This is a genomic window from Streptomyces europaeiscabiei, from assembly GCF_036346855.1.
In the GTDB taxonomy this organism is placed as follows: Bacteria; Actinomycetota; Actinomycetes; order Streptomycetales; family Streptomycetaceae; genus Streptomyces; species Streptomyces europaeiscabiei.
Genome location: NZ_CP107841.1, coordinates 8,315,246 through 8,340,790, shown reverse-complemented (window position 1 = coordinate 8,340,790; position 25,545 = coordinate 8,315,246). Strand labels below are relative to the sequence as shown.

19 protein-coding genes and 1 pseudogene are annotated in these 25,545 nt (G+C 70.0%); 7 read left to right on the top strand and 13 right to left on the bottom strand.

Translation table 11 applies throughout. From position 1 onward, the window contains the following. Positions 1-51 precede the first annotated feature (51 nt). Positions 52-1,389: pseudogene (locus OG858_RS36255) on the bottom strand (hypothetical protein). Between the two features lie 827 nt (positions 1,390-2,216). On the opposite strand from OG858_RS36255, the gene OG858_RS36250 reads away from it, so the two are divergent. Next, entirely contained in the window at positions 2,217-3,155 is a 939-nt protein-coding gene (locus OG858_RS36250) for an alpha/beta fold hydrolase (RefSeq protein WP_086751867.1), read from the top strand. 67 nt (positions 3,156-3,222) lie between these two features. On the opposite strand, the gene fxsT is transcribed toward OG858_RS36250, so the two are convergent. The 8 genes from fxsT to OG858_RS36210 all read right to left on the bottom strand — a co-directional run bounded on the left by fxsT (position 3,223) and on the right by OG858_RS36210 (position 15,433). Continuing rightward, positions 3,223-7,212, bottom strand: coding sequence for an FxSxx-COOH system tetratricopeptide repeat protein (gene fxsT / locus OG858_RS36245; RefSeq protein WP_319064247.1), 3,990 nt, complete (start codon positions 7,210-7,212; stop codon positions 3,223-3,225). After that, positions 7,209-8,534: an FxsC protein gene (fsxC, locus tag OG858_RS36240; protein WP_256960873.1), complete on the bottom strand. Its 1,326-nt coding sequence runs from the start codon at positions 8,532-8,534 to the stop codon at positions 7,209-7,211. Before fsxC ends, fxsT begins: the two co-directional genes overlap by 4 nt. 19 nt (positions 8,535-8,553) lie before the next feature. Beyond that, positions 8,554-9,204, bottom strand: coding sequence for a TIR-like protein FxsC (locus tag OG858_RS36235; RefSeq protein ID WP_086751870.1), 651 nt, complete (start codon positions 9,202-9,204; stop codon positions 8,554-8,556). Positions 9,205-9,379: 175 nt separating this feature from the next. After that, complete coding sequence (locus OG858_RS36230) at positions 9,380-11,839, bottom strand: FxsB family cyclophane-forming radical SAM/SPASM peptide maturase (protein WP_319321958.1); 2,460 nt, start codon at positions 11,837-11,839, stop codon at positions 9,380-9,382. Between the two features lie 33 nt (positions 11,840-11,872). Then, positions 11,873-12,028, bottom strand: a complete 156-nt coding sequence (fxsA, locus tag OG858_RS36225) for an FxSxx-COOH cyclophane-containing RiPP peptide (protein WP_063649857.1) — start codon at positions 12,026-12,028, stop codon at positions 11,873-11,875. Positions 12,029-12,372: 344 nt separating this feature from the next. Beyond that, complete coding sequence (locus OG858_RS36220; protein ID WP_319064250.1) at positions 12,373-13,323, bottom strand: ATP-binding cassette domain-containing protein; 951 nt, start codon at positions 13,321-13,323, stop codon at positions 12,373-12,375. Between the two features lie 8 nt (positions 13,324-13,331). Then, positions 13,332-14,408, bottom strand: coding sequence for an ABC transporter permease (locus tag OG858_RS36215; protein ID WP_327748244.1), 1,077 nt, complete (start codon positions 14,406-14,408; stop codon positions 13,332-13,334). Positions 14,409-14,413: 5 nt separating this feature from the next. Beyond that, positions 14,414-15,433, bottom strand: coding sequence for a sugar ABC transporter substrate-binding protein (locus tag OG858_RS36210; protein ID WP_086748272.1), 1,020 nt, complete (start codon positions 15,431-15,433; stop codon positions 14,414-14,416). 333 nt (positions 15,434-15,766) lie between these two features. On the opposite strand from OG858_RS36210, the gene iolC reads away from it, so the two are divergent. The 4 genes from iolC to OG858_RS36190 all read left to right on the top strand — a co-directional run bounded on the left by iolC (position 15,767) and on the right by OG858_RS36190 (position 20,933). Continuing rightward, positions 15,767-16,723 (top strand): 5-dehydro-2-deoxygluconokinase, encoded by a 957-nt coding sequence (gene iolC, locus OG858_RS36205; protein WP_086748273.1) that lies wholly within the window; start codon positions 15,767-15,769, stop codon positions 16,721-16,723. Between the two features lie 358 nt (positions 16,724-17,081). Beyond that, entirely contained in the window at positions 17,082-17,960 is an 879-nt protein-coding gene (locus tag OG858_RS36200) for a Cgl0159 family (beta/alpha)8-fold protein (RefSeq protein ID WP_319064252.1), read from the top strand. A 108-nt stretch (positions 17,961-18,068) separates the two neighbouring features. Further along, on the top strand, positions 18,069-19,946 hold the full coding sequence (gene iolD / locus OG858_RS36195) for a 3D-(3,5/4)-trihydroxycyclohexane-1,2-dione acylhydrolase (decyclizing) (RefSeq protein ID WP_319267902.1): 1,878 nt from the start codon (positions 18,069-18,071) through the stop codon (positions 19,944-19,946). Between the two features lie 216 nt (positions 19,947-20,162). After that, positions 20,163-20,933, top strand: a complete 771-nt coding sequence (locus tag OG858_RS36190; protein WP_086747182.1) for a GntR family transcriptional regulator — start codon at positions 20,163-20,165, stop codon at positions 20,931-20,933. Between the two features lie 91 nt (positions 20,934-21,024). Here the strand turns inward: OG858_RS36190 and OG858_RS36185 are convergent, their stop codons facing one another. Further along, positions 21,025-22,176: a Gfo/Idh/MocA family protein gene (locus tag OG858_RS36185; RefSeq protein ID WP_319064254.1), complete on the bottom strand. Its 1,152-nt coding sequence runs from the start codon at positions 22,174-22,176 to the stop codon at positions 21,025-21,027. A gap of 184 nt (positions 22,177-22,360) precedes the next feature. On the opposite strand from OG858_RS36185, the gene OG858_RS36180 reads away from it, so the two are divergent. Beyond that, a complete protein-coding gene (locus tag OG858_RS36180) occupies positions 22,361-23,368 on the top strand; it encodes a LacI family DNA-binding transcriptional regulator (protein ID WP_086747180.1) in 1,008 nt (335 codons plus the stop codon). Between the two features lie 4 nt (positions 23,369-23,372). Here OG858_RS36180 and OG858_RS36175 read toward each other — a convergent pair whose 3' ends face one another. Then, positions 23,373-23,864: a MarR family winged helix-turn-helix transcriptional regulator gene (locus OG858_RS36175; RefSeq protein ID WP_086747179.1), complete on the bottom strand. Its 492-nt coding sequence runs from the start codon at positions 23,862-23,864 to the stop codon at positions 23,373-23,375. 126 nt (positions 23,865-23,990) lie between these two features. Here OG858_RS36175 and OG858_RS36170 point away from each other — a divergent pair, with 126 nt between their 5' ends. Next, positions 23,991-24,365 (top strand): DoxX family protein, encoded by a 375-nt coding sequence (locus OG858_RS36170; protein ID WP_319317560.1) that lies wholly within the window; start codon positions 23,991-23,993, stop codon positions 24,363-24,365. A gap of 38 nt (positions 24,366-24,403) precedes the next feature. On the opposite strand, the gene OG858_RS36165 is transcribed toward OG858_RS36170, so the two are convergent. Beyond that, positions 24,404-24,823, bottom strand: a complete 420-nt coding sequence (locus tag OG858_RS36165) for an ankyrin repeat domain-containing protein (RefSeq protein WP_086747185.1) — start codon at positions 24,821-24,823, stop codon at positions 24,404-24,406. A gap of 43 nt (positions 24,824-24,866) precedes the next feature. Beyond that, positions 24,867-25,535: a hypothetical protein gene (locus tag OG858_RS36160; protein WP_319267893.1), complete on the bottom strand. Its 669-nt coding sequence runs from the start codon at positions 25,533-25,535 to the stop codon at positions 24,867-24,869. Positions 25,536-25,545: the final 10 nt, after the last annotated feature.

The following is a 25,545-nucleotide window of genomic DNA, read 5'->3' as shown; positions in this document are numbered from 1 at the left end:
GCCCGCGAGACCGTACGGGAAGGCGGCCCGCACCTCCGGCCGGCTCCTCACCTAGCGCCCAGCCGGTGCCACGTGCAGCCGGAACCCGGCGACTTCGTGCGCGGGCCACGTCCGGGCGTACTCGGGCGGGCCGCCGCCCGGTGCGACGAGGGCCGCCACCGGGATGCGCTCGGCGGTCTCCAGGATGCCTTCACGCGTGGTGTTGGCGTTGTTGCCGCGGGTGTGGGCGGAGGCACAGCCCGCGTAGTACGCGATGGGGATGGCGTAGTCGCCCGTCAGCAGACAGGGCGGCCGTACGCCGAGGCGCCGCAGCTCGGCGGCGGTGCGGTCCCAGTCGCGGTGGGAGGCGGTGGTGCGCTCGACGGTGCGCGCCAGCACCGCGTGCTGCACCACCAGATGCCCGACGGCTCCGAGCACCACGGCGGCTCCCACAACAGGCCGCCAGGCCCCGCCCGGCCCCCTGACGAGACTCAGCAGCACGTCGGCGACGGGGATCGCGAGCAGGGCGTACGCGGGCAGCAGGAAGCGCGGAGCGGCGTACCCGATCAGGAACAGATACGGAACGGCGGCCGTGGCGGCGCAGACCAGCGCCACCACCGTGGGCGTCGCCCGCCCGGCCCTGACCGCGACCGCCGGCCCGATCGCGGCCAGCACCGGCAGCACGAACCACCACGCGGTGATCGCCGGATGAGGCATGTCACCTGTGCACGGACGGCACAACGTACGCCCCACCAGACTCCGCAACTGGTCGTCGACAGCGATGTTCCAGCCCAGCCCGCCCTGCACCCGCGACGCGTCGGCCAGGCGCCGCACGAGCCCGCCGTACTGGGCGTACGCCTCGACGACCCACGCCCCCGCCCCGGTGCCGAGCCCGACCGCCATCGCCCCCAGGAGCCGTGGCCGCCGCCACTCCCTTACGCCCACCAGCAGCACGAACAGCGGGAGAGTCACCCACACGGTGTCGGTGGGCCGCATCCACGCCATCAGCGCGGTACCGGCGCCCGCGCCCCACACCGCCGCCCGGTCCCCGGGATCGTTCCGGACCCGCAGAAAGCACCCCACTCAGCCGAGCGCTCCGACCGCGACCCAGTAATTGGGCATGGCCTGCGGCCCGTAGAAGAGGGTCACCCACAAGGACGCGAACAGCGCTCCCGCCACCGCCGTCACCCGCACCGGGAACAGCCCCCGCCAGGCGCGCAGGGCGAGATACAGCCCCACCCCTGACAGCACCGCCAGATACACCCGCAGCAGCTCGGTGGACGACGACCACACGGCGACCGGCGCCACCAGCAACGGCACCCCCCGCGCCCGTGGCGCACTGAAGAACGCCGCCGGCGCATGAGGGCTGACCTGACTGACGTACACCGTCTCGTCCCAGCCGAGCCCCATCCCCGGTGGTACGAGAAGAAGTTGGGCCAGCACGAAGGCCCCGGCCACCACGGCGAGGGGGCCGAGGACCGGCGTGACGGGCTCGGAAACGGGGACCCGCGTGACGACGGGAGCGGCATTCGAACTCATACGCGTGAACCCATCCCGGAGCGATAACGATAAGCCTCTAAAGAGACAAAAGGATGAGGCGCCGACCAGGACTCGGACGCCACGACGCACCGCGCGGCCGCCCTTGCCCACCCACCCGGCCCAGTCGGCCCGCATACATCGCAGACGTTCTCCCGGGCACCCCCGTACTGCACGGTGTTCGAATTCGGACCGGGTACGGCGGGGCCGGGCACCGAACCAGGGTTGCGGGAGACGGAGATGCGGATGGCCGTCAATCGGCCATCGGCCGGCTGCCGGCCGATCCGCCGGGCCGCTCCGGCCTCCCGGGCCGTCGGCCGCGTGGTGCGCACGGTGTCGAACCGGCGGGAGAGGCGTGACGCGCGCCACTTTCCGGAACGTCAGCGTCCGTCCTGCTCCGAACGGGTGGATGTGTTTTCGCCCAGGTGCCGGGCATCACGAAGGTGCGGAACGGTTGTCGGAAGCGCGATGAGGTGGCATACCCCATGACTCACTCGGTCACCACGAATTCCATCCTCATCCGGCGACCCGTGCCCCGGTGCACTACCTTGGGGCGTGAACAGCCGAGCGGCCCACATTTACCCAATTCTTGCCACATGAAGCCAGAACGGCTGAGCAGCTACTAGGAGCGGGGCTTCCCATGCGTAATGCTGGGAGGTCCCGCGCTTCACTCCACAGCCGCTGGCACGGGAGGGCATCGGGTGGTCAAGACAGTGAAGACGCCGTCCGGCGGACGGACGATCGCCTACGAGACCTGGGGCGATCCGGACGCACACCCGGTGTTTCTGCTGCACGGAACTCCCGGAAGCCGACTCGGGCCCCGACTGCGCACCTTCGACCTCCACAAGCTCGGCGTACGGCTCATCGCGTACGACCGACCGGGGTACGGCGACTCCGACCGCCATGAGAATCGCACGGTGGTCGACGCCGCCGAGGACGTCGGTGCCATCGCCGAGGACCTGGATCTCAAGAAGTACTCCGTGGTCGGCAGGTCGGGTGGCGCACCACACGCCCTGGCCTGCGCGGCCCGGAACATCGGCAGCCAGGTGGCGAGCGTCGCCGCGCTGGTCTCGCTCGCCCCGCGGGAGGCCGAGCGCGACGGACTGGACTGGCACAAGGAGATGTCCGAGTCCAATGTGTCGACCTATGACCTGCTCGACCGCCATGCCCCCGATGTGACCGAGCTGGGTGCGCTGCTGGCCCGTAACGCCGAGACCATCCGGCGCGATCCCACCGTGTTCCTCGCGTCCCTGCGCCAGGAGATGCCGAGCGTGGACCGGGTGATCGTGGAGGACGCCGGAATCCGCCAGCATCTCCTCAGGAACTATCTGTCGGCGGTGGGCCAGGCCGAGGAGGGCGAGGGAGCCACGGTCGATCCACGTGCCCCGATGGGCTGGGTCGACGACCTGGTCGCGTTCCGCTCGGACTGGGGGTTCGACCTCGAGGCCATCGACGGTTCCGTGCCCGTGATGCTCTGGCACGGCGAGCACGACGTCTTCGCCCCCGTGGCCCATTTCCACTACCTGGCCAAGAAGATCCCCGCGGCCAAGGCCGTACTGCAGCCGTCCGCGGCCCACTTCGCGGCGCTGCCGGCCCTGCCCCAGGTGCTCGCCTGGGCTCGGGACACGGCCGGGCGCTGATACTCCCCGCAGTGCCTGCGGCCGCTGCCGATACCGGCACCGGCCGCACATACGGGGCTCGTGACTCCTAGATCGGGTGGGGCTCCAGGTCGAGACAGCTGAGTTTCCACTCCTGGAGGGCCACCACGCGGGGGTGCTCCCGGCCGATGCGCTTGCTCAGCGCTGCCAGAGTGTCATGGTGCTTGGTGCGGGCCTCGTCGGCCCGGCCCAGGTGGCTCAGGACGACGGCCAGGTTCCCGGCGCAGGTCAGCGTCGAGGGATGCGTGGGTCCGAGAACCTCCTTGAGCAGTTCGTAGGCGTCGTGGCTGGTCTGCCTGGCCTCCTCCCACTTGCCGAGCGCCGCCTCCGCGACGGCGAGGTTCGCGCGGCAGATGAGCACATAGGGATGGTGGTCGCCGTTGAGTTCACAGAACGCCGTCCGGGCCCGGAGCAGCAACTCCCATGCCCTGGACGCCGTTTCCGGACGGATGGAGGCCATGTCGTCGAGCAACAGGACCGCGTAGTTGACCGAACAGGACACCGTCTGGGAGTGCCCGTCTCCCAGGTTGTCCCTGAGGTCGTCCAGAACCCTGCGGATCAGGCTCAGCGAATCATCGACGCGGCCCTGGGCGGCCATGTCGCCCGCCAGGCTCATCTCCAGCAGCGATCGTTCCGAGGACGATCCCTTCTCTCCTTCGGGCATGCTCCTGAGCACATGGCGCACAAGTTCCTCGGCCTCCACCGGCTGGCCCGCCCGGCGCAGTGAACCGGCCAGGCCCTTGGCCGTGTTGAGTACCGTCGGTGAGCCCTGGGTGAGGCGCGGGTTGCGCAGACAGCGTTCGTAGGCGCGCTTCAGCAGGGTGACGGATTCCTCGTAGTCCCCGCAGTCACGCAGGTCTCGGCCCAGATTGACCGCCGACTCGATGGTCAGGGGATGGTCGTGGAGCTGGATCGCCTCACGCAGTTCCAGTGTCCTGCGGTCCAGCTCACGAGCCTTGTAGTAGTCGCCGGAGAGTCTGAGGGCGACGGCGAGGTTGTTGGCCGCGCTGAGGGTGCGGGCGTGGTCCTCTCCGTAGATCAGCTCGTATCTCTGGTACGTCTCCTCGTCGTACCGCAGAGCTTCCGTCAGCCGGCCCAGACCGCGCAGGTCGGCCGCGATGCTACTGGTGGTCATGAGGATGTGCTGGTCGTCCTCGTCGTCGAGCACGGCGAGCTGTCGCTCCAGGATCTCCTGGTCCAGCGAGAGCGACTCCTCGTATCTTCCTTGCGCCCGCAGGATGTTGGCGATCTGGAAGCGCATGTGCAGCGTCCAGCGTTCGTCCGGCGAACCCTGCGCGGTCCACGCATCCACCCGTCGCACGCTGTAGTCCATGGCCTGGGTCAGCTCGCCCCTGCGGCGCAGCTGGCGGACCCGGTCCACGAAGAGTTCCCTGATGCCCTCGTCCGACGACGTCTCGGCCCAGGGTGTACCGAGGTGCGGCCAGATGATGCGGTACTTCTCCCAGGTGTTGGGGTTCTCGGGGTCGTCCCCGTTGGGCCTGGCGGCGATCAGCGAGCGATAGACCACCTCACGGGCGTCCTCGCGCTCCGCTTCGGTCATCTCCTCCCGCATGGCGATCTGCATCATCCGGTGCACCGTCAGGCTGCGGGCCTTCCGGTCCACCGTGACCAGCGAGAAGCGGCTCAGCTCCTTGTAGGCGCGGGAGACCGTGCGGGCCCCGCCCAGGGCCCGGGAGACCTCGACGCCCTCCAGCAGGTCCATGGAGATCGGCTCGGGACTGTAGTACGAGCAGATCTGCAGGAGCTTCACCGCCGGCGGGAAGTTCTCCTTGAGCTGTCCGAGGGCGAACTCCCAGGTGTTGGTGCTGGACTTGACTACCTCCCCGACCGTGTTGTCGGCGGGGGCCCCGGTGGCCTGGGGCTGGAGCTGCTTGATGTAACCACGGACGTCGACCCTGGTCTGCTCGATGTAGGCCGCGGCCCGTTCGATGGCGATCGGCAGGTCGCCCAGCGCCTCCGCGATCTGGTCGGCCTCCGGCCAGCCGCAGTCCGGCAGGCGGCTGTGCAGATGGGCGATGCTCTCGTCCCGCTCGAACACGGGGACGTCGACGGTGTCCACGAACCGTCCCCAGCCCTCGGAGCGCTGACTGGTGATCAGAATGTGGCCGCCCCGGCCGTCCATCATGAACTCGGGGAGGTGGTCGGCCTCCGTCACGTTGTCCAGGATGAGCAGCCAACTTCCGTAGGGCTCACCGTGGTTGAGTGCCTCGTAGACCGTCTTGGCCGTGTCCGTGGGATTCGTCCGCTCCGGCAGACCCAGCGACTCGGCCATGCCCGCGTACCGCTCGACCGCCAGAATCCGCTGCTCGGCCTGGATGTGCCAGATGACGTCGTAGTCGCTTCTGTAGCGGTACGCGAACTCCTGGGCCAGCAGGGTCTTCCCCACCCCGCCCATGCCCTTGAGGACGAGGGCCCTGGTGTCCTCTCTCCACAGCTTGCCGCGGATGCCCTCCAGCAGTTCCGTGCGGCCGGTGAAGGACGAGGTGCGCAGCGGGACCGAGAAGATCGGCGGTTCCGCCCCCGGAAAGCGGGGCAGTTTCTGTTCGGCACCCGTGAAGTGGTTACGGGTCAGCGACTCCACCGACCGGCCGAAGCTGCTCAGCAACGCCTCGCGACCTGCTTCTCCGGTGTCGCAACGCGTCATGTCGGCGAGTTGCTCCGTGAAGGGCGCGTCCAACGACAGCTTGCGGTCGACCTGCATCGAGACCAGCTGGTGGGCACGGCGGTCTCCCTCCGCGTATACCGCCTCCCAGGTCGTGCGGAATCGGGACGATCTCAGATAGGCCTCGGAGAAGATGACCAGGGTGTGCGAGGCCGACTCGACGCCGCGTTCGATCTCGTCCCTGCGCAGCGTGCTCTCGACCGTTCCCTCCTGCGCCAGGTGCACCTTGAAACCGGCCTGCTCCAGGACCGCGCCCGCCCAGTGGGCCCAACTCCGGTCCTGTGGAACGAAGCTGACGTACACATCGGAGATGCGCGGGGGCCGGTGCCGGGTGTACCGCTCCAGGGTCTTGCGCCGCAGCGGCTCGTCGATGCGCGGCATCGAGTCGACCTGGCCCTCCGTGATGACTTCGGTGAGTCTCTCGTAGGCGGCGAGCAGGCTCTTGGGGTCCCCTGGCTGTTCGCGGAAGGGGGCCAGTGTCTCCTCGTAGGAGTAGATGGGCCGGTAGGGGATCTCCACGCGCCCCCAGTAGTCCTCCGGGTCCTGATGAGCGATGTGCTTGCGCACGATCCGGTCGAAGCGGTACTGGATCTGCCCTCGGGCCGCGTCCAGCCGATCGGCCTCGGCGTTCTCGACCCGCATGGGGACGGGCAGGATCCGGATGTCCCGGTTGCCGTACATCCCGTCGATGCGCTCGGCCACGCCGGCCGCGCCCTCGATGCTCTGGCTGCTCGGGGTGAAGCAAGTCACCAGCGTGTGCGGCAGGTTGACGGTGCAGATGTCGGAGATGTCGTTGAGCCCGGTGCGGCTGTCGATGAGGACGTAGTCGAAGTTCCCGACGAACTCACGCTTGAGCGCCTCCAGGAACCTGGTGGCCAGCGGCCCGTCCATGAAGGGCTTCCAGTCGAACTGCGAGAACGCCGACAGGTAGCCCTTGTTCTTCGTTCCTGCCGGGAGGTAGTAGAGCTGACCCCCTTCGGGAAAGTCCCAGTCGACCTGGATCAGGCAGCTGTTGAGGGGGATGCCGTCCGCCGCCCACATGTCGACCGAGAGCGACGGTTCGGAGTCCGGTTCGCCCTGGCGCTTCTGCTCCGCGATGGTGGTGGACTGGCGCATGGACTGGGTGGAACGGCTGACCAGTTCGAGCACCCCGGGCGTGGAGCGCAGCTGGCTCTCGCTGAGGAAGGGATGCAGGAAGCGGTCCAGGCCCGGAGCGTCGAGGTCCCAGTCGACGACCAGGACGGCCTTGCCCGCGGAGGCCAGGATCCAGGCCGTGTTGGCGAGCGCCATCGTCCGTCCCGTACCACCCTTGTACGAGTAGAACGTGATGATCCTGCCCGCGTCGTCGCCGGTCATGGCCTGCCCTCCACGCGACGTCCGTCGCTAGGTGCCCCGTTGTCCCTGCCGGCGTCGGGCCGTCGGGGCAGGTCCGCACCGGATTCCGGAACATCCCGGGCGTCAGCGCCGCTCCGGGACAATTGCGAATGAATGTACCGTAGATACCGGATCTTGGTTGCCTCGGCCAGCTCGCTGAACCAGCGGGTGAAGACATCCGCCCCGGCCAGACCACGCACCGCGTCCTGCTCTCCCGCCCGCCCCTCGCTGAGGAAGCGGGGAAAGTGCGTCAGCAGCAGTCCACGCAGTCGATCGGACTGCTCCTTGGTCTGCAGATCGTCCCCCGCCAGGGTACTCAGCACCGCCGTCCACGGTCGCCGGGCCCTGTCGAACTCCCTTGCCTGGCCGGCCATTTGGGTATTCTCCAGGGCCCAGGGGTCCACCACCAGAATCCAGGGAGCCGTCGGGATCTCCGTGCTCCTCAGTTCTGCCTGGTGCTTGTGGAAGGGATGCACGGTGGGCTCGAAGCCGAGGTTGCGGGCCAGGGCCTCCATCTGCTCGACCAGCGGTCCCACCGCCTGGCCGTAGGGTCGCCAGTCGTCGACACGGGGTCCGTAGCGCGTGTTGTCACGACCGACCGGTAACTGTTCCTCGGTCGGGGCGAGCACGGTGATGTGCAGCGGGGAGGCGAAGGGCGGGTCGGCGAAGGCGTCGTCCAGCCCGGCCAGTGTCGTGGGTTCGGCCGTCCGTCCTCCGCCGGAGGACGGACGGGACTGCCTGGGCACGGTGGCCGCCTCGTCGACTATGCGCCTGGCGAGCCAGTCGGTCATCTGGGCGACCTGGGCGGAGAACTGCGCCGCCGTGTGCTCGTCCTCCGGGTCCGGCCGTTCGGTCAGGTCGAGCACCTGGTCGAGCAGCCGGTGCAGTCCCATGGAGGCGTAGTTCTCGGCGGCTTCTCCGAAGCCTTCCGGCATCTCGGGGTACTGCTCCTTGACCCTCTCGGGGAGCGACGTGGGCGAATACGGCGTCCACAGCACCGGGACGATGCCGGGCCGGGCCCCCTGAGCCGTTGCCTGGGTGACGGCGGTCCACTGACGCCCGCACTGCGGATTGCTGAAGTACCGCTGCGAGTACAGCGGGACGAAGACCTGGCAGTCGAGGAGCGCCTTGATCGACTTCTCTCCCGGTGCCCCGGGCCGCTCGACGAAACCGGCCTCCTCCCGCGACACTCTCGCGTGGCGCGCGACTTTCCCGCACAGTTCGTCGAAGAACTGGAAAACCAGGCGATTGGGGTCCTGCGAGATGTCCCGGTGCCGGGGAGCAGGAACCCGTGCATAGCTCATGAAGAACATCGGCATCCCGCTATTCCCCCTCGAAGACATTCCGGAGGTCACTGAACAGCTCCACGTCACACGGTTCAAGGCTGGTCTGCTGAGCCACTTTGACGATCATCTGGGCGAGCACCCACACGGAGCTGCGGTACTTGGCGTGGCGGCCCGCCTGCTTCAGTCCGTAGAGGCCGGACTGCAGGTAATCCTTACCCAGATCGGGGTGGGCGTACTGCACCTTGGCCGCCATGGACGGCAGCGTCAGATGCTGCTCCCCCACCCAGAGGACGGGGATGATCGCGTTGCCCGTGTACGGCCTGGTACGGAGCTGCTGACGCCGTGCGAAGGCGTCCCATTCCTTTCCGCACCATTCTCTTCCGAAGTACCGCCTGTTATAGATCGGCACGAAGACCCGGCAGGTGGCCAGAGCATGTTTGAGCCTGCTCTCCCAGTCGTCGCCGGGGTCCATTCCCTTGTCGAGGAAACCGGGCGATTCCAAGCCGTCATGGTCCGTCAACTGCATGATGGCGCTGCATAACTGGGCGTGGAACGACTCCAGCGCCACATCCGACTCGTCCTTCATGCCCCGCGCCCCCTTCAGCGGCGTCCGGGCATAGCTCATGAAGAACACATAAGGATTGGAGGAGACCGTCGACCGGGTCGCCTGAGAAGCCGCCTGAACCATGGACTCGCCTTTCCCCTCCCCCGTAGCCCACCGCGGGCCCCCTCCCAGGCCCCGAACATCACAGCTGGATCTTCTCCAGGATCCATTGGAACGCGAAAACCACTGTGGGTGCCAGGGGTCGGGCCAGAGCAAGTTGCATCGGACACCGGTACGGACAACGGGAGTTGGCCCACCATTAGACCGCGATCGGGCCGCTTTCAGCCACTCCGCCCAGTGTTTCGGCCTCGCCCCGAAGCCCGCGCACGAAGCGGTGCCCCAGGGCGGTCAAGGAGCCGGTTCCGGCCACGGTGTCGAGGGCGTCCAGCACCGCCGTACGCCATTTGTCCGCCTCCACGCGGGAGCGTTCGTACAGGGCGGTGCCGACATCGGCCGCACCGCGGCGGACCCTGATCCGCCACACATCGGCGACCGCGAGGTGGGCGTACGCACCCTGGACGATGGCGTCGAGCGGCCTGGGGTCGGGCCGCCACAGCACTCGGTGGCGGCGGTCGTCGAGGCCGTCGAGCAGGTCGAACATGTCAAGCATCGCGCCCAGTTTGACGTGCTGGTACTCGTGGATGAGCAGCATGGCCAGGTCCTCGGCCGAGCGGGGCAGCGCGATGCCGACGGCCCCGAAGGCGTGCCGGGAGGTGGCGCTGACGTCGTCCCCGGAGGGTGCGGGGGCGAGCGGGGTCACCGTGGTCAGGCCGGCGGCGATCCCCTGGGCGTAGTCGGGGTACTCGGTTCGGATCAGCTGCCAGGCTTCCGCGAACATCGCCTCCCAGCGTCGGAATTCGGCCTCGGGCAGCCGGGGCAGGGGCTTGTATCCGTAGCAGTCACGGGCGGGGTCGAGGTCGTCCAGGGCAACTTCCGGCCCGTCCGTGGACAGGTGTCGCAGCGGCTGCCAGGTCATGCCGTCGGGTGGCTGCTCCCGGCCCAGGGTGCGCCCTTCGACGGTGAGCGCGCCGTCCGCGGCCGTCAGGGTGAGCGTTCCGGACCGCCGGTCGCCACTGTCGCCGCGCAGCAACAGCCGCCCGATGCCGGGCAGATGGACCGCCGCGCCCTCGGGCCCGTGGCGCAACGGGACGGCCAGGGTCAGCCGGCCGCCGGTGCGCGCGACGGCCGCCAGCGCGGCCTCGGCCGGATGGCCCTCGGCCCGTCGGCGCACCGACTGGCCGCAGGCGAGGGCCCACACGCGTAGATAGGGGTCGGCCAGCAGCACGTCCAGTGCGGCGGCGGGCAGGGCGAGGACCGCCTCCCAGCCGGGTGCCGAATCCGCCGAGCCGCCGAGCCCCGGGCCGATCCCCGGATCCGGGCGCGGCCCCGTGGCCGTACCTGCCCCCAGCCCGGGGTCGGGGCCCGGGCCCTGGATGTCCGCGCGGCGGGCAGCCGCCAGCAGCGCCCGCCGCTGGCTGTTCTGTGCCGCGGCCAGCGACCGGACGGCCGCCGTACTGCCGTGTCCGGCGGCCAGTTCGTCGAAGTGTGTCCAGGACAGGCCGTGCCAACCGTGGCGGACGTCGGCGTCGTCGCGTTCCGTGGCCTGGACGTACTCGATGGTCTTCAACAGGTCCGCGCAGTAGACGGAGGGGTTGTCGAAACCGTTGGACCCACGGTGGCGGTGTCCGTAGAGGCCGCCGCCACACACCGATACGACAGGGCAGGCGCGGCACTGCGCGCTCAGCCCGTCCAGTCCGGCGCGGCGGGCCTGGATGCCCCGGTGTGCGGCGGCCTCCTCCAGACGGTGGGTGGTGATGTGCATGCCGGTCTCGGGAGCTCCCGGATAGGCCGTTTTCAACCAGTCCGCCTGCTCGACGGCGCCGTCGGTCTCGACCACGAGCAGGTCCGAACTGCCCAGCCCCAGTGCCTCGGTGAGGCTGCCGCGGCCTCGGCTCAGCCGACTGATCGACTCGAACATCCGGATCCGCATCGGCATGCCGTCCGCGGTCCACTGCTTGTGCACCGCGATCAACCAGTCGGCGTATTCGGAGCCGGTCTCTGAGCCGGGGCGGGGCGGCGGGTACTCCCAGGTGGCGTGCGGCAGCAGGAAGTCGATGGCGGGCGGGCGGAGTTCGGCCAGCGCCCGGTAGACCTCCACGGGGTCGTTCTCGACGTCGATCGTGCAGAGCAGCCCGCCGAAGGCGCCGCGGTGGGCCGGTGCACCCAGAAGGCGTACCGCGCGCACCACGTCCTGGTAGGAGCCGGAGCCGTCCCGCCTGATCCGGTGGCGGTCGTTGGACGTCTCGTCCCCGTCGAGCGAGATGCTGGTGACGATGGACTCGTCGACGAGCATGGCGCAGAACTCGTCGTCCAGTCGGAGCCCGTTGGTCTGCATGCGCAGATCGAGTTCGGCCACGCCGTGCAGCGCCGAGCGCAGTGCGCGGGCGAAGCCGCGCAGCCGTTCCCTCCCGGCGAGCAGGGGTTCGCCGCCGTGCAGCACGACATGGACACGGGTGAGCCGGTGGGCGGCGGCGTGCTCGGCGATCCGGTCGGCCGTACGACGGAACGTCCGCTCGGACATCGTCCCGGGACGCCCGCGCCAGCTCTGGTCGGCGTGCTGGTAGACGTAGCAGTGGTCACAGGCCAGATCGCAGCGGCTGTGCACCTTGATCACGAACTGGCGGAAGGGCCGCGCCGCCACCGTCACCGTCACCGTCACCGGTACGATCCCTCGTCGTTCCGGCCAGGCCGGTCAGAGCGAGGACTGGAAGGCGGCCACCGGCTCTCCGCCACCTGCGAGCGTCCTTGCCATGGCCGACTCCTGAGCGGACTCCGGCACCTCGTCCAGTGAGGTGTCGTGCAAGTCCCTGACGACGCTCGTGGCGAAGGGCTGCTCGTACCTGTCCATAGGCGTCTCCTCGAGCGTACGGCTCCGGGCGGCACACCTCATGGTGACGGCCCGGTAACCGAACGGCAAGGCCATCACCAGCCAAGTCCGTGCGTCAAAGAGCCACCGTCAAAGACCGTGGCGGCATGCGCTGATACGCAGGTGTTGAGGTGTTGAGCTGTTGAGCCGCAGTGATCGGCGACGGATCCGCCGCCCGGAGCACGCTCGGCGCCAACGGCCGGGGTCGTCAGGATGCCCCTCCTGGACGCCCCTTCGGTCGAAGGGGCCGTCGTGCCAGGAGAGTCGTCCTGACGACCCGGCCGTCGTCGGCGGTGTGAGCCGCTCGCGGGGAGCGGCCGCCGGTGTTACGCGGCCCCGTCCTTCGAGGTGACCACGGATGCGGTGAGGTCTTCCGCTTCGGGGAGTTCGTCGACGTCGACGCCGCGTACTTGGGCGAGTTCGTGTTTGAGGGCGGCGAGTTCGGTGCCGCCGGCCATGTGGTTGGTGAGTTCTTCGAGGCTGACCTGGTCGCGGGCGGCACTGAGTTCGAGGGTGCCGAGGCGCAGGACGCTGAAGTGGTCGCCGACCATGTAGGCGTGGTGGGGGTTGTGGGTGATGAAGATGACGCCGAGGCCGCGGTCGCGGGCGGCGGCGATGTACTTCAGCACCACGCCGGACTGTTTGACGCCGAGGGCGGCGGTGGGCTCGTCCAGGATCAGGACGCGGGCGCCGAAGTAGACGGCGCGGGCGATGGCCACGCACTGGCGCTGGCCGCCGGAGAGGGTGCCGATGGGCTGGTCCAGGTCGTCCAGGACGATGCCCATGTTGCGCAGTTCCTCGTCCGCGGTCTTCTTCATCCTCTCGATGTCGAGGCGGCGGATCGGCCAGGGGCCCTTGGTCATCTCCGAGCCGAGGAAGAAGTTGCGCCATACCGGCATCAGGGGCACGGTGGCCAGGTCCTGGTAGACGGTGGCGATACCGGCGTCGAGGGCCTCGCGCGGGGTGGAGAAGCGCACGGGCCTGCCGTCGATGACGAACTCGCCCTCGGTGTGCTGGTGCAGGCCGGAGACGATCTTGATGAGGGTGGACTTGCCGGCGCCGTTGTCGCCGAGCACGCAGGTGACCTTGCCGGGGTGGACGGTGAGGTTCACACCGTGCAGGGCGCGGATGTTGCCGTAGGCCTTGCCCGCGTCGCGCAGCTCGACAATCGGCGTGTCCTGGCCGGGCGCCGCCGCGTCCTGGACGACGTCCTTCTCGGCGTCGCCGGCGTCCTTCGCGGGCGCACCGTCTGCTGCTGATCCGTTGGTGTTGGTCATGGGGTGGTTCACCTCCGGGTCGCTTGGCTGCGGACCCACAAGTTGACGAGGGCGGCGATCAGGAGCATCACGCCGAGGAAGGCCTTGAACCAGTCGGGGTTCCAGTTGGCGTAGACGATGCCCTGGGAGACCATGCCGAAGATGAAGGCACCGATCACCGGGCCCACGGCCGAGCCGTAACCGCCCGTCAGCAGACAGCCGCCGATCACGGCGGCGATGATGTACAGGAACTCGTTGCCCACGCCCTCGCCGGACTGCACCGTGTTGAACGAGAACAGCAGGTGCATACCGACGAACCAGGCACCCACGCCGACGCCCATGAACAGGGCGACCTTCGTGAAGTTCACGGGCACACCGACCGCACGGGCGGAGTCCTTGTTGCCGCCGACGGCGAAGATCCAGTTGCCGAACTTGGTGCGCAACAGCAGCCACGTGGCGATCGCCGCGAACGCCAGCCAGTAGAAGACCGTGATCTTGACGTCGACACCGCCGATGCCGATCTCGGAGGCGAAGACGCTCTTGGCCTGGTCGAAGCCGTCCATGTCGCTGATGGAGTCGGACGCGACATTGCCCGTGAAGATCTTCGTGACCGCCAGGTTCGAGCCCTGAAGGATCAGGAACGACCCGAGCGTGACGAGGAAGCTGGGCAGCCCGGTCCTGATCAGCAGCCAGCCGTTGAACGCGCCGACGGCGAGGGACATGATCAGCGCGACGAAGACACCGGTCCACACGTTCACCGTCAGCTGGAAGCTGATGATCGCGGCGGTCAGCGCGGAGGTGGTGACCGCGACACCGGCGGACAGGTCGAACTCCCCGCCGATCATCAGCAGGGCCACCGGGATCGCCATGATGCCCATGACGGAGGCCTGGTAGAGCACCGTCGCCAGCGAACTGGCCTCACGGAAGGACGGGGCCACCGAGAAGAAGAAGACGTACACACCGATCGCGGCGATCAGCGCGCCGACCTCGGGGCGGGCCATCAGCCGACGCCCGAGCGAGCGCTGTACGGTGCGCCCGTCCTTCTGCGTGCCGGCCGGCGGAGCCGGCGGCGAGGAACTCGCCGCCGGTGCCGTTGCTTGGGACATTCAGATCACCGAGTGCCCTTCGCGGCGAACTTGGCGATCGCGTCGACGTTCTTCTTGTCGACGAATGCGGGGCCGGTCAGCACCGCCTCCTCGCCACCGCCGCTGTAGTTGCCGTTGTTCTTGTAGAGCCACAGCGAGTCCACCGCCAGGTAGCCCTGCAGATACGGCTGCTGGTCGACGGCGAACTCGATGTCACCGCTCTTGATCGAGTCCGTCAGCTCCTTGTTCAGGTCGAAGGTGGCGACCTTCGCCTTGCTGCCGGCGTCCGCGACCGACTGGACCGCGGTCAGGGCGTAGGGGGCACCGAGGGCGACCACGTAGTCGATGGCGGTGTCCTGCTTGAGCTTGGCGGTGATGGTCGACTTCACGGACGGCATGTCGGTGCCCGTGACGTTGAGGATCTCGGTGTCGCCCTCGAAGGTCTTCTCCACACCGGCGCAGCGCTGCTCCAGGCCGACGTTGCCCTGCTCCTGCACGACACAGACGGCCTTCTTGGCGCCGACGTCGTTGAGCCGCTTGCCGAACGCCTCGCCCGCCACGCTCTCGTCCTGCCCGAAGAAGGACATCAGACCGAGGTTCTGCCAGTCGCTCAGACCGGAGTTGAGGCCGACGACGGGGATGCCCTCCTTCGTCGCCTTGGCCACGACGTCCTTCATCGCGTCGGGCTTGGCGAGGGTGATGGCGATGCCGTCGACCTTCTGGTCGATCGCGTTCTGCACCAGGTTGGCCTGGGTGCCGGCGTTCGGGTCCGCCGAGTAGATGAGCTCGATGTTGTCCTTGTCGGCCGCCGCCTGGGCGCCCTTGCGGACGATGTCCCAGAAGGTGTCGCCGGGGGCCTGGTGGGTGACCAGCGCGACCTTCATACGGGGGGTGTCGGCCTTGCCCGCGGAGGCGTCCGCCGCGCTCTCCTCGGACTCCTTGCCGCCGGAACCGCTGGAGCAGCCGGCTATGAGCAACGCGGACGCCGCGGCCATGGCGAAGAAGGGGGCCACTCTGCGTGAGCGGGAGTGAAACGTGCGGTCCATCTTTCCTGCACCTCACTGTGCGACAGGGGGAAAGGGAACGGGACAGCGTCGGGCGGATCGCCCGCGCGGACCCGGACATTCGAAGTCCGGATCATTGTGCCGGTAGGCCGACTGCGCTGTTTCGTTGGGACGGGATACAAACCCCTGGCAGGGCCCCCTGTCAAGACTTTGTTAAGACATCATTTCACAAGCAGGTCAGGATGTCAGTACAAAGTCTTGACAGAGGGTCGCTTCGGGTCCTACACCTGGGATACATCCGGACCCGAGTGCTCGCATCCCCGCGCGCCGCGGGCCTCCGGTGGCCCGCATCCCCCCGCCCGAGGAGCGACGCGCATGCCCGAGTCCGCCGAATACTTCGATCTGATCACGATGGGCCGTATCGGAATCGATCTCTATCCGTTGCAGACCGGCGTCCCACTCGCGCGCGTCGAGTCCTTCGGAAAGTTCCTCGGCGGATCGGCCGCCAACGTCGCGGTGGCCGCCGCGCGGCTGGGCAACACCACCGCCGTGATCACCCGGACCGGCGACGACCCCTTCGGCACGTTTCTGCACGAGGCGCTCAAGGAGTTCGGTGTCGACGACCGGTTCGTCGCTCCCGTGGCGGAGTACCCGACGCCGGTCACGTTCTGCGAGATCTTCCCGCCGGACGACTTCCCGCTGTACTTCTACCGCCGTCCCAAGGCCCCCGACCTGGAGATCCGCACCGACGAGCTGGACTGCTTCGCCCTGCGCGCGGCCCGTATCTTCTGGATCACCGGTACCGGTCTGAGCGAGGAACCCAGCCGCTCGGCCACGCTCGCCGCACTCAAGGCCCGGGGCAGGTCCGGCATCACGGTCTTCGACCTCGACTGGCGCCCGATGTTCTGGACGGACCCCGAGGCGGCCCGCCCCTACTACGCCGAGGCCCTGCGGCACGCCACCGTGGCCGTCGGCAATCTCGACGAGTGCGAGGTCGCCACGGGTGTCCGCGAACCGCGGGCCTGTGCCGAGGCGCTGCTGGAAGCGGGTGTGGAGCTGGCGGTCGTCAAGCAGGGCCCCAAGGGTGTCCTCGCCATCCACCGCGACGGCACGGTCGCCGAGGTGCCGCCGGTGCCGGTGGAGGTCGTCAACGGGCTCGGCGCGGGCGACGCGTTCGGCGGCTCCCTCTGCCACGGGCTGCTGCGCGGCTGGGACCTGGAGCGGATCATGCGCCACGCCAATGCCGCCGGGGCGATCGTCGCGTCCCGGCTCGCCTGCTCCTCGGCGATGCCGACGCAGGAGGAGGTCGAGGAGCTGTTGACGGGTGGGTGACCATGCGGTTCGCCTCCGTCCGCGGGTGGATGGGGGCTGGTCGCGCAGTTCCCCGCGCCCCTCGAAGCTCAGGCCCCGCAGCCCTGACAGCCAAGGCCGCACGCCCCTGAAACCCCAGCCCCGCGGCCTGTCACCCCAGGCCCTGCGCCCCTGAAACCCCAGGCCCCGCGGGCCTGGAGGGCGGCGGGCCTGCGGGCCGAAAGGCACGGGGCGCAGCCCCTGCTTCTCAGGGCGCGGGGAACTGCGCGACCAGCCCCCACCGGACCCGCACCCACCACACCCGCCACACCACCCGCACCCCCGAGCTCTCAGCCGCCCCAGGGGTCAAAGGGGCCCAGCCCCTGGAACGGAGCCCCACTTGACCATCCGCATCCCCGACCTCGTGAGCGTCCGCGCCCGCCACCCCGAGGCCGTCGCCGAAGCCGCGGCCCGGCGGGTCCGACGCCCCCTGATCGGCGACACCGGCCGCCTGATGATCGTGGCCGCCGACCACCCCGCCCGCGGAGCACTCGGCGTCGGCGACCGTCCGCTCGCCATGGCGAACCGGGCCGATCTCCTCGAACGGCTCTGTGTGGCGCTGGGCCGCCCCGGCGTCGACGGCGTGCTCGCCACCGCCGACATCCTGGAGGACCTGCTGCTCCTGGGCGTCCTGGAGGACAAGGTCGTCATGGGCTCCCTGAACCGCGGCGGGCTCGCCGGCGCCTCGTTCGAGATGGACGACCGCTTCACCGGCCACCGCCCGGAGGACATCGAGCGGCTCCGCTTCGACGCGGGCAAACTGCTGCTGCGCATCGACCACGACGACCCCGGCTCCCTGCGGACGCTGTACTCCACGGCCAGGGCGGTCGACGACATGGCGGCGCGCCGGCTGCCGCTGTTCGTCGAGCCGTTCGTCTCCCGGCGCGTGGACGGGAAGGTCCGCAACGACCTGAGTGCCGAGGCCGTCACGCGTTCCATCGCCATCGCGGCCGGGCTCGGCGGCACCTCCGCCTACACCTGGCTCAAGCTGCCCGTCACCGACGACCCCGACGCCATGGCCGGGGTCCTGGAGACCGCCACCCTCCCGACCGTGCTGCTCGGCGGCGAAGTGGGCAGGGATCAGGAGAGCGCCTACGAGCGGTGGCGCAAGGCACTGCGTCTGCCCACCGTCCAGGGCCTGGTCGTCGGCCGCTCACTGCTCTACCCCGCCGAGGGCAGCGTGGAGACCGCGGTCGACACCGCGGTCGGGCTGCTCTGAAGCCCGGACGTCGCCGAACTCCGTAACCCGCGAACATCACCGAACTCCGTAACCCGCGAACATCACCACCCCGTAACCCGCGAACGTCTCCGTCCCAGTGAGGTCCCGATGCCCCAGTCCCCCACCCGCCGTCTGACCGTCGCCCAGGCGCTGGTGCGGTTCCTGTCCGCGCAGTACACCGAGCGCGACGGAGTGCGCCACCGGCTGATCGCCGGGACCTGGGGCATCTTCGGCCACGGCAATGTCGCGGGGCTCGGCCAGGCCCTCCTGGAGGCCGGTGAGGAGACGATGCCGTTCCACCAGGGCCGTAACGAGCAGTCCATGGTGCACGCCGCCGTCGGCTACGCCCGCCAGCTCAACCGCCTCTCCGCACAGGCGGTCACCACCTCCATCGGACCCGGCGCCACCAACCTGGTCACCGGCGCCGCCCTGGCCACGATCAACCGTCTGCCGGTACTCCTCCTCCCCGGCGACTACTTCGCCACCCGCACCGCCGACCCGCTGCTCCAGCAGCTGGAGCACCCCACCGAGGCCGACGTCTCGGTCAACGACACCCTGCGCCCGGTCTCCCGCTACTTCGACCGGATCACCCGCCCCGAGGCCCTGATCCCTGCCGCCCTGAACGCGATGCGGGTCCTCGCCGACCCGGCCGACACCGGCGCCGTCACCCTCGCCCTGCCCCAGGACGTCCAGGCGGAGGCGTACGACTGGCCGGAGGAGTTCTTCGCCGAGCGCGTGTGGCGCGTACGGCGTCCCGTGCCGGACCCGGTGGAGCTGGCGGAGGCGGTCCGGGCGATCCGCGCCGCTCGGCGTCCGCTCCTCGTCGCGGGCGGCGGCATCCACCACAGCGAGGCCGAGGAGGCGCTGAAGGCACTGGTCGACGCCACGGGCATCCCGGTGGCGTCCACCCAGGCCGGCAAGGGGTCCCTGCGGTTCGACCATCCGGGCGACCTCGGCGGCATCGGCCACACCGGCACAGCGGTCTGCGACGACCTCGCCCGCACCGCCGACCTGATCGTCGGCGTCGGCACCCGCTACACCGACTTCACCACCGCCTCGAACACGCTCTTCCAGACCCCGGACGTCCGTTTCGTCAACCTGAACATCGCCGCCTTCGACGCCCACAAGCTGGCCGCCCGGACGGTGGTCTGCGACGCGCGGGCCGGTCTCACGGCGCTCACCGAGGCGCTGGACGGCCACCGGGTGGACGAGGCGTACGAGGCCGAGTACCGGGCGGGCAAGGAGCGCTGGGAGCAGGTCGTCCAGGCCGCCTACACCGCCGCCGACGAGCACGCCGTGCCCACCCAGACCCAGGTGCTCGGCGCCCTGGACTCGGTCGTCGGCGACGAGGACGTCGTCATCAACGCGGCCGGCTCGCTCCCGGGCGACCTGCACAAGCTGTGGCGGGCCCGCGGCCCCCGCCAGTACCACCTCGAATACGGCTACTCGTGCATGGGCTACGAGATCCCCGCCGGGATCGGTGTCCAGCAGGCGGCGCCCGGCACGGCCGTCTGGTCGCTGGTCGGGGACGGCACGTATCTGATGATGCCGACGGAGATCGTGACGGCGGTCCAGGAGGGCCTGCCGGTCAACCTGGTCCTCATCCAGAACCACGGGTACGCCTCCATCGGCGGTCTCTCCGAGTCGGTGGGCGGCGAGCGCTTCGGCACCGCCTACCGCTACCGCGCCGCCGACGGCACCTTCTCCGGCGCCCCGCTCCCGGTGGACCTGGCGGCCAACGCGGCCAGCCTCGGCATGGACGTCATCCGCGCCAAGACGGTGAAGGAACTGCGCGACGCCCTCGCGACGGCCCGCGCCTCGGACCGGCCGACCTGTGTGTACGTCGAGACCGACCCGGCGCCCACCGCTCCCCCGGCACAGGCCTGGTGGGACGTCCCGGTCGCACAGACCGCCTCCCGCCCGGCGGCCGTCGAGGCGCGCGCGACGTACGACCGCGAGGTGGCCGACCGGCGCCGCCACCTCTGACAGGTCGTCGGCGGTTTCCGAGGGGCCTCTCCGGGCCCCTCGGTGGCTTCTCCCGGGCCCCGACAGGCGCCTTTTCGGGGTCCGACAGGCACCTTTCCGGGGTCCGACAGGCACCTTTCCCGGGCCTGGCGGTGGCCTCAACCCGGCCAATCTCCCGGTCATGTAAGGACAATGCGATGACAGGGGTTCCTGTCATCCGGACGGACGGATACCCTCATGGGCGTGACCAGCGCGACTACGGGGAGTACAGGGAGTCTCGGCCTCAGCGTCGACCGGAGCAGCCCGGTGCCGCTGTACTACCAGCTGGCCCGGCAGCTGGAGTCGGCCATCGAACACGGTGCGCTCGGCCCGGGAAGCCTGTTGGGCAACGAGATCGAGCTCGCGGGCCGGCTCGGTCTGTCCCGGCCGACCGTCCGCCAGGCCATCCAGTCGCTCGTCGACAAGGGCCTGCTCGTACGCCGCCGGGGCGTCGGCACTCAGGTGGTGCACAGCCAGGTCAAACGGCCGCTGGAGCTGAGCAGCCTGTACGACGACCTGGAGGCGGCCGGCCAGCAGCCCACGACCAAGGTGCTGCTGAGCGAGATCCGGCATGCCTCCGCCGAGGTCGCGGCCGCCCTGGGCATCGCCGAGGGCGCCGAGGTGCACCTCTTCGAGCGGCTGCGCCTCACACACGGCCAGCCGGTGGCGTTCCTGTCCAACTTCGTCCCGGCCGGGCTGCTGGTCCTCGACACCGAGCGGCTGGAGTCGACGGGTCTGTACCGCATGATGCGCAACGCCGGCATCACCCTGCACAGCGCCCACCAGAGCGTCGGCGCCCGCATCGCCACCTCCGACGAGGCCGAGCGCCTCGGCGAGCCTGAGGGCGCCGCACTCCTCACCATGCAGCGCACGGCGTACGACGACACCGGGCGCGCGGTGGAGTACGGCACCCATGTCTACCGGGCCTCGCGCTACTCCTTCGACTTCCAGCTCCTCGTCCGCAACTGACGCCTGCGACCGGTGCCTGCGAGCGGTGCCGGGCCAGGGGCGGCTCCCGGGCACTTCAGGGGCACGGCCCGGACCGGACCGGTCCAAGGGCTCAGAGGTCCACCCACGCGCCGGACTCGGCGGAGCGGCTCATCGCGTCCAGCGCGGTGGCGCTGTGCACGGCGTCGGCCAGGGTGGTGCCGTGCGGGGTGCCCTCGGCGACGGAGCGCAGGAAGTTGTACGCCTCCACCACCTTGAGGTCGTCGTAGCCCATGGCGTTGGCCGAGCCCGGCTGGAAGGCGGCGTACGCGCCGTGGCCGGGGCCGACGTAGAGGGTGTGGACGGACTGGTCCTGGTAGGCGTTCCCCTTGCTGACGCCCAGTTCACCCATACGGCGGAAGTCCCAGAAGAGCGCACCCTCGGTGCCGTGGATCTCGAAACCGTAGTTGTTCTGCTCGCCGACGGAGACCCGGCAGGCCTCCAGGACACCCCGGGCGCCGGAGGCGAAGCGGAGCAGGCAGTTGACGTAGTCCTCGTTCTCGACGGGGCCCAGTTCGCCGCCCGAGGCGCGGGTGTGGCCAGCGGTGGCGCCGGTGGGCCGGGACCGCTCGGGGACGAAGATCGCGGTGTCCGCGGTGAGGGAGACGATGTCGCCGAGCAGGAAGCGGGCCAGATCGACGCCGTGCGAGGCGAGGTCGCCGAGGACGCCGCTGCCGCCGCGCTCCCGCTCGTACCGCCAGGTCAGGGCGCCCTCGGGGTGGGCCGCGTAGTCGCTGAGGAGGCGGATGCGGACGTGTGTGACCGTGCCGATCTCGCCGGCGGCGATCAGCTCGCGGGCGGCGGAGACGGCGGGCGCGTTGCGGTAGTTGAAGCCGACGGCGCCCTGGACACCGGCCTTGGTGACCGCGTCGGCGACGGCGCGGGCGTCGGCGGCGGTGAGCCCGACCGGCTTCTCGATCCAGATGTGCTTGCCGGCCTCGGCCATGGCGACGCCGATCTCCCGGTGCAGGAAGTTCGGCGCGGTGATGCTGACCGCCTGGATCCGCGGGTCGGCGACCACCTCGTGCCAGTCCCGGGCGGTCGAGGCGAACCCGAACTGCCGGGCCGCCTCCTCGGCACGTCCGGGCACCTCCTCGACGACGGTGACCAGCTCGGGCCGCAGGGGCAACTGCGGGAAGTGATGGGGCACCCGGGCGTACGCCTGGGTGTGCACCCGCCCCATCCAGCCGAACCCCACGACGGCGACACCGAGCGCACTCACCATGACTGCCCTTTCCCGGACCTTCCTCGGACCTTCACTGGAACACACCGGCGCGACCGTGGTCAGCGCCACCTTCGCACCCGCGTTTTGGACCGTTCCAGAACGTACGCCGCTCACCATGCTGGGCCGTCTTCACCGCTGTCAACCCCTTTGACAACCGCGCTCCGGCTGTGGAACGGTCCACGCCATGAGACCCCCGACGATCCGCGATGTCGCCGAGCGGGCCGGCGTGTCGAAGTCACTGGTCTCCCTGGTGCTGCGCGGCTCCGACCAGGTGCGCCCCGAGAAGCGGGAGGCCGTACTGGCGGCCGTGGACCAGCTGGGCTACCGGCCGAACGCCGCCGCGCGCAGCCTGAGCGAGCGCCGCACCCGCACGGTCGGCGTCCTCCTCAACGACATGCGCAACCCCTGGTTCGTCGAACTGCTGGACGGTCTCAACTCCCGCCTGCACGACAACGGTCTGCGCATGCTGCTGGCCGACGGCCACCTCAACCGGCGGCTCGGCGAGGACCTCACCCGCACCTTCACCGAGCTGCGGGTCGACGGGCTGATCGCGGTCGGTACCCTGCCGCCGTCCGAGGCCCTGCGCATGGCGGCCGGGCTCATCCCGACCGTGGTCGCGGGCGCCCGCGAGCCCACACTCCCCCATGTGGACGTCGTCGCGGGCGACGACCAGCACGGCGCCCGCCTCGCCACCGAGCACCTCATCGGCCTCGGGCACCGGCGTATCGCGCACATCGCGGGCGACGGCGTGGTCGGCGCGCTGCGCCGCCGCAGCTTCGAGACGGTGATGCGCGAGCACGGTCTGGGCGACCTGGCGTCCGTTGAGCGGGGCGATCTGACGGAGGAGGGCGGCTACCGCGCCACGGTGCGGCTGCTCGGCGTTCCCGAACGCCCCACCGCCATCGTGGCGTTCAACGACATGGCCTGCGTGGGTGCCCTCTCCGCCGCCGAGGAACTGGGCCTCAGGGTGCCGCGCGACCTGTCCCTCGTGGGCTACGACAACACCTACGTCTCACGCCTGCGCCATCTCTGGCTCACCACCGTGGACAACGCCAGCCGCGACGTCGGCCGCACCGCCGCCCAGTGTCTCCTCGACCGCATCGCCGACCCGACCCGCGCCGCCAAGGTCGTCCTGACCACCCCGACCCTGGAGGTCCGCGGTACGACGGGCCCGCCGGCCGGCCGCCACTGAGGCGTCAGCTCGGCGGCAGCAGGCAGTGGTCGTCCGGCGCGACGGTCTGCCAGATGCGTCGGCCGATGTCCCGCAGCTGCCGCTGCTGGGGCTTGGTGAGCGCGTCGAACACATAGCGTCGTACGGCGTCGGCGTGGCCCGGCGCGCTCTCGACGACCTTGGCGTGCCCGGCGTCCGTGAGGACGGCCAGTGTGTAGCGACCGTCGGTGGGGTCCGGCTCCCGGCGCACCCACTCGCTCTTCTCCAGCCGTTTCACGAGATGGGACAGCCGGGACAGCGACGAACCGACGTATCCGGCCAAGTCGCTCATCCGCAGGGTGCGTTCCTCCGTCTGGGACAGCATCGCCATCACCAGGTACTCCACGTGACTGACCCCCGAGTCCCGCTGCAGCTGCGCGTCCAGTGCACTCGGCAGTCTCACCATCACGCCCGCCAGCGCGTGCCAGGTCTCCATCTCCTCGTCGGTCAGCCAACGCGACTGTTCCGGTGTCTCCATGGCGCCCACTCTACGTGCCGCTTCAAGTGATCGATCGTCGATTTACTTGACGCTTCAAGTCAATCGGCTCTACGTTGAACCCCCATTTCCCTTGAACAATCAACTCATAGCCTGAGAGAGTCCGTCATGAACGTCACCCTCTGGATCATCACGAGCCTGCTCGCGGCCGCCTTCCTGGCCGCCGGCCTGATGAAGACCACCCGGTCCAGGGAGAAGCTGGCGGCCTCGGGCATGACCTGGGTCGAGGACTTCTCCCCGGGCATGGTCAAGGCCATCGGCGTGCTGGAGGCACTGGCAGCCGTCGGCCTGATCCTCCCGGCCGCCCTCGACACGGCTCCGGTGTTCGTTCCGCTCGCGGCGACCGGTCTCGTCGTCACCATGATCGGCGCGGTCGTCGTGCACGTCCGCCGCAAGGAGAACCAGGCGATCCTTCCGAGTACGGTGTTCCTGATCCTGGCGGCCGTGGTGGCCTGGGGCCGCTTCGGGCCGTACTCGTTCTGACCGGTCCGCACGCGCTCTCTGACCGGTCCGCACGCGCTCTAGGAAGGACGCGCCCCGGCGGCGAGCAGCAGGGCCGTCGTCTCGGGGTGGGGGCCGCCCTCCGCCCAGTCGAGCGGGGCACGGCCCGTGCCGTGGTCCTCGCGGAGGTTCGGGTCGGCGCCGTGGGCGAGGAGTTCGCGCACGGTTTCGGTGTGCCCCCAGCACGCGGCGCCGCACAACGGTGTGCCCTCCGTGCCGTGTCCGCTCTCGGTGTCGGGCGAGGCCCCGGCCGCCAGCAGTCGGCGAACCGTGTCGGCCGCTCCGTGGACGGATGCCGCGTACAGGGGCGTCGTCCCCTCGGCGTCGGTCGTCTCCGCGGGTGCTCCGGCGCGCAGCAGCGCGTCGACACCGGCGGTGTCACCGATCATCGCGGCCAGCACCAGCCGCTTGGACCGCTTCTTCCGCTGTCGCCTGTTCACCGCGCCGCTCACCCTCCCGAGGACATTCCGAAGCCGCAGCCCATCACACAACCTGGTGCGGGGCGACCTCTTTTCCGGGTACGTCGACAGCACCTGTGTCGACAGCACGTACGTCGACGGCGCGTACGTCCACGGCGCGTACGTCGACGGCCGTGAGCGCCAGCGCCAGCAGTCCCGGTACGAGGAAGGCGAGCGGCAGCAGCATCCACGCGCTGAGCGCTGCCGTAGCCACGGCCAGGACGACCAGTCCGCTGCCGCCGGGATCGCGCACCGCGTCGCGGGCCGCTCCCCGCACCGCCGCGGGCCAGTCGCCGACCGACTCGGGACGTGCGCAGGCGCGCAGGCCGACCACGGCGGCGCCGACGCCCATGACGGAGGCGAGGAGGGCGAAGGCCCGGCCGCCGGGGAGTCCGGCGCCCGCGAGGGCCAGATCGGCGAGGACGAGGGCCAGGCCGGTGAGTGCCACGAGCCCGGTGGCCAGGTCACCGGGCCGCAGTCGCCGCCGCAGCGCCACGAGGAACCGGCCTGCCGTGGCCGGGCGGTCCTCCCGTACGCCCCGCAGGATCGCGCAGGCCGTGGAGAGCGCGGCGGGCAGCGTCACCAGGGGCAGGCTCACCACCGCCACGGCGATCCCCACGCTCAGCACGTCCGCGAACAGCGTCATCCGGGGACCGAAGATCTCGCCCGCTTCCCGTTCCCTGCTCGTGCGCATGGTGCTCACT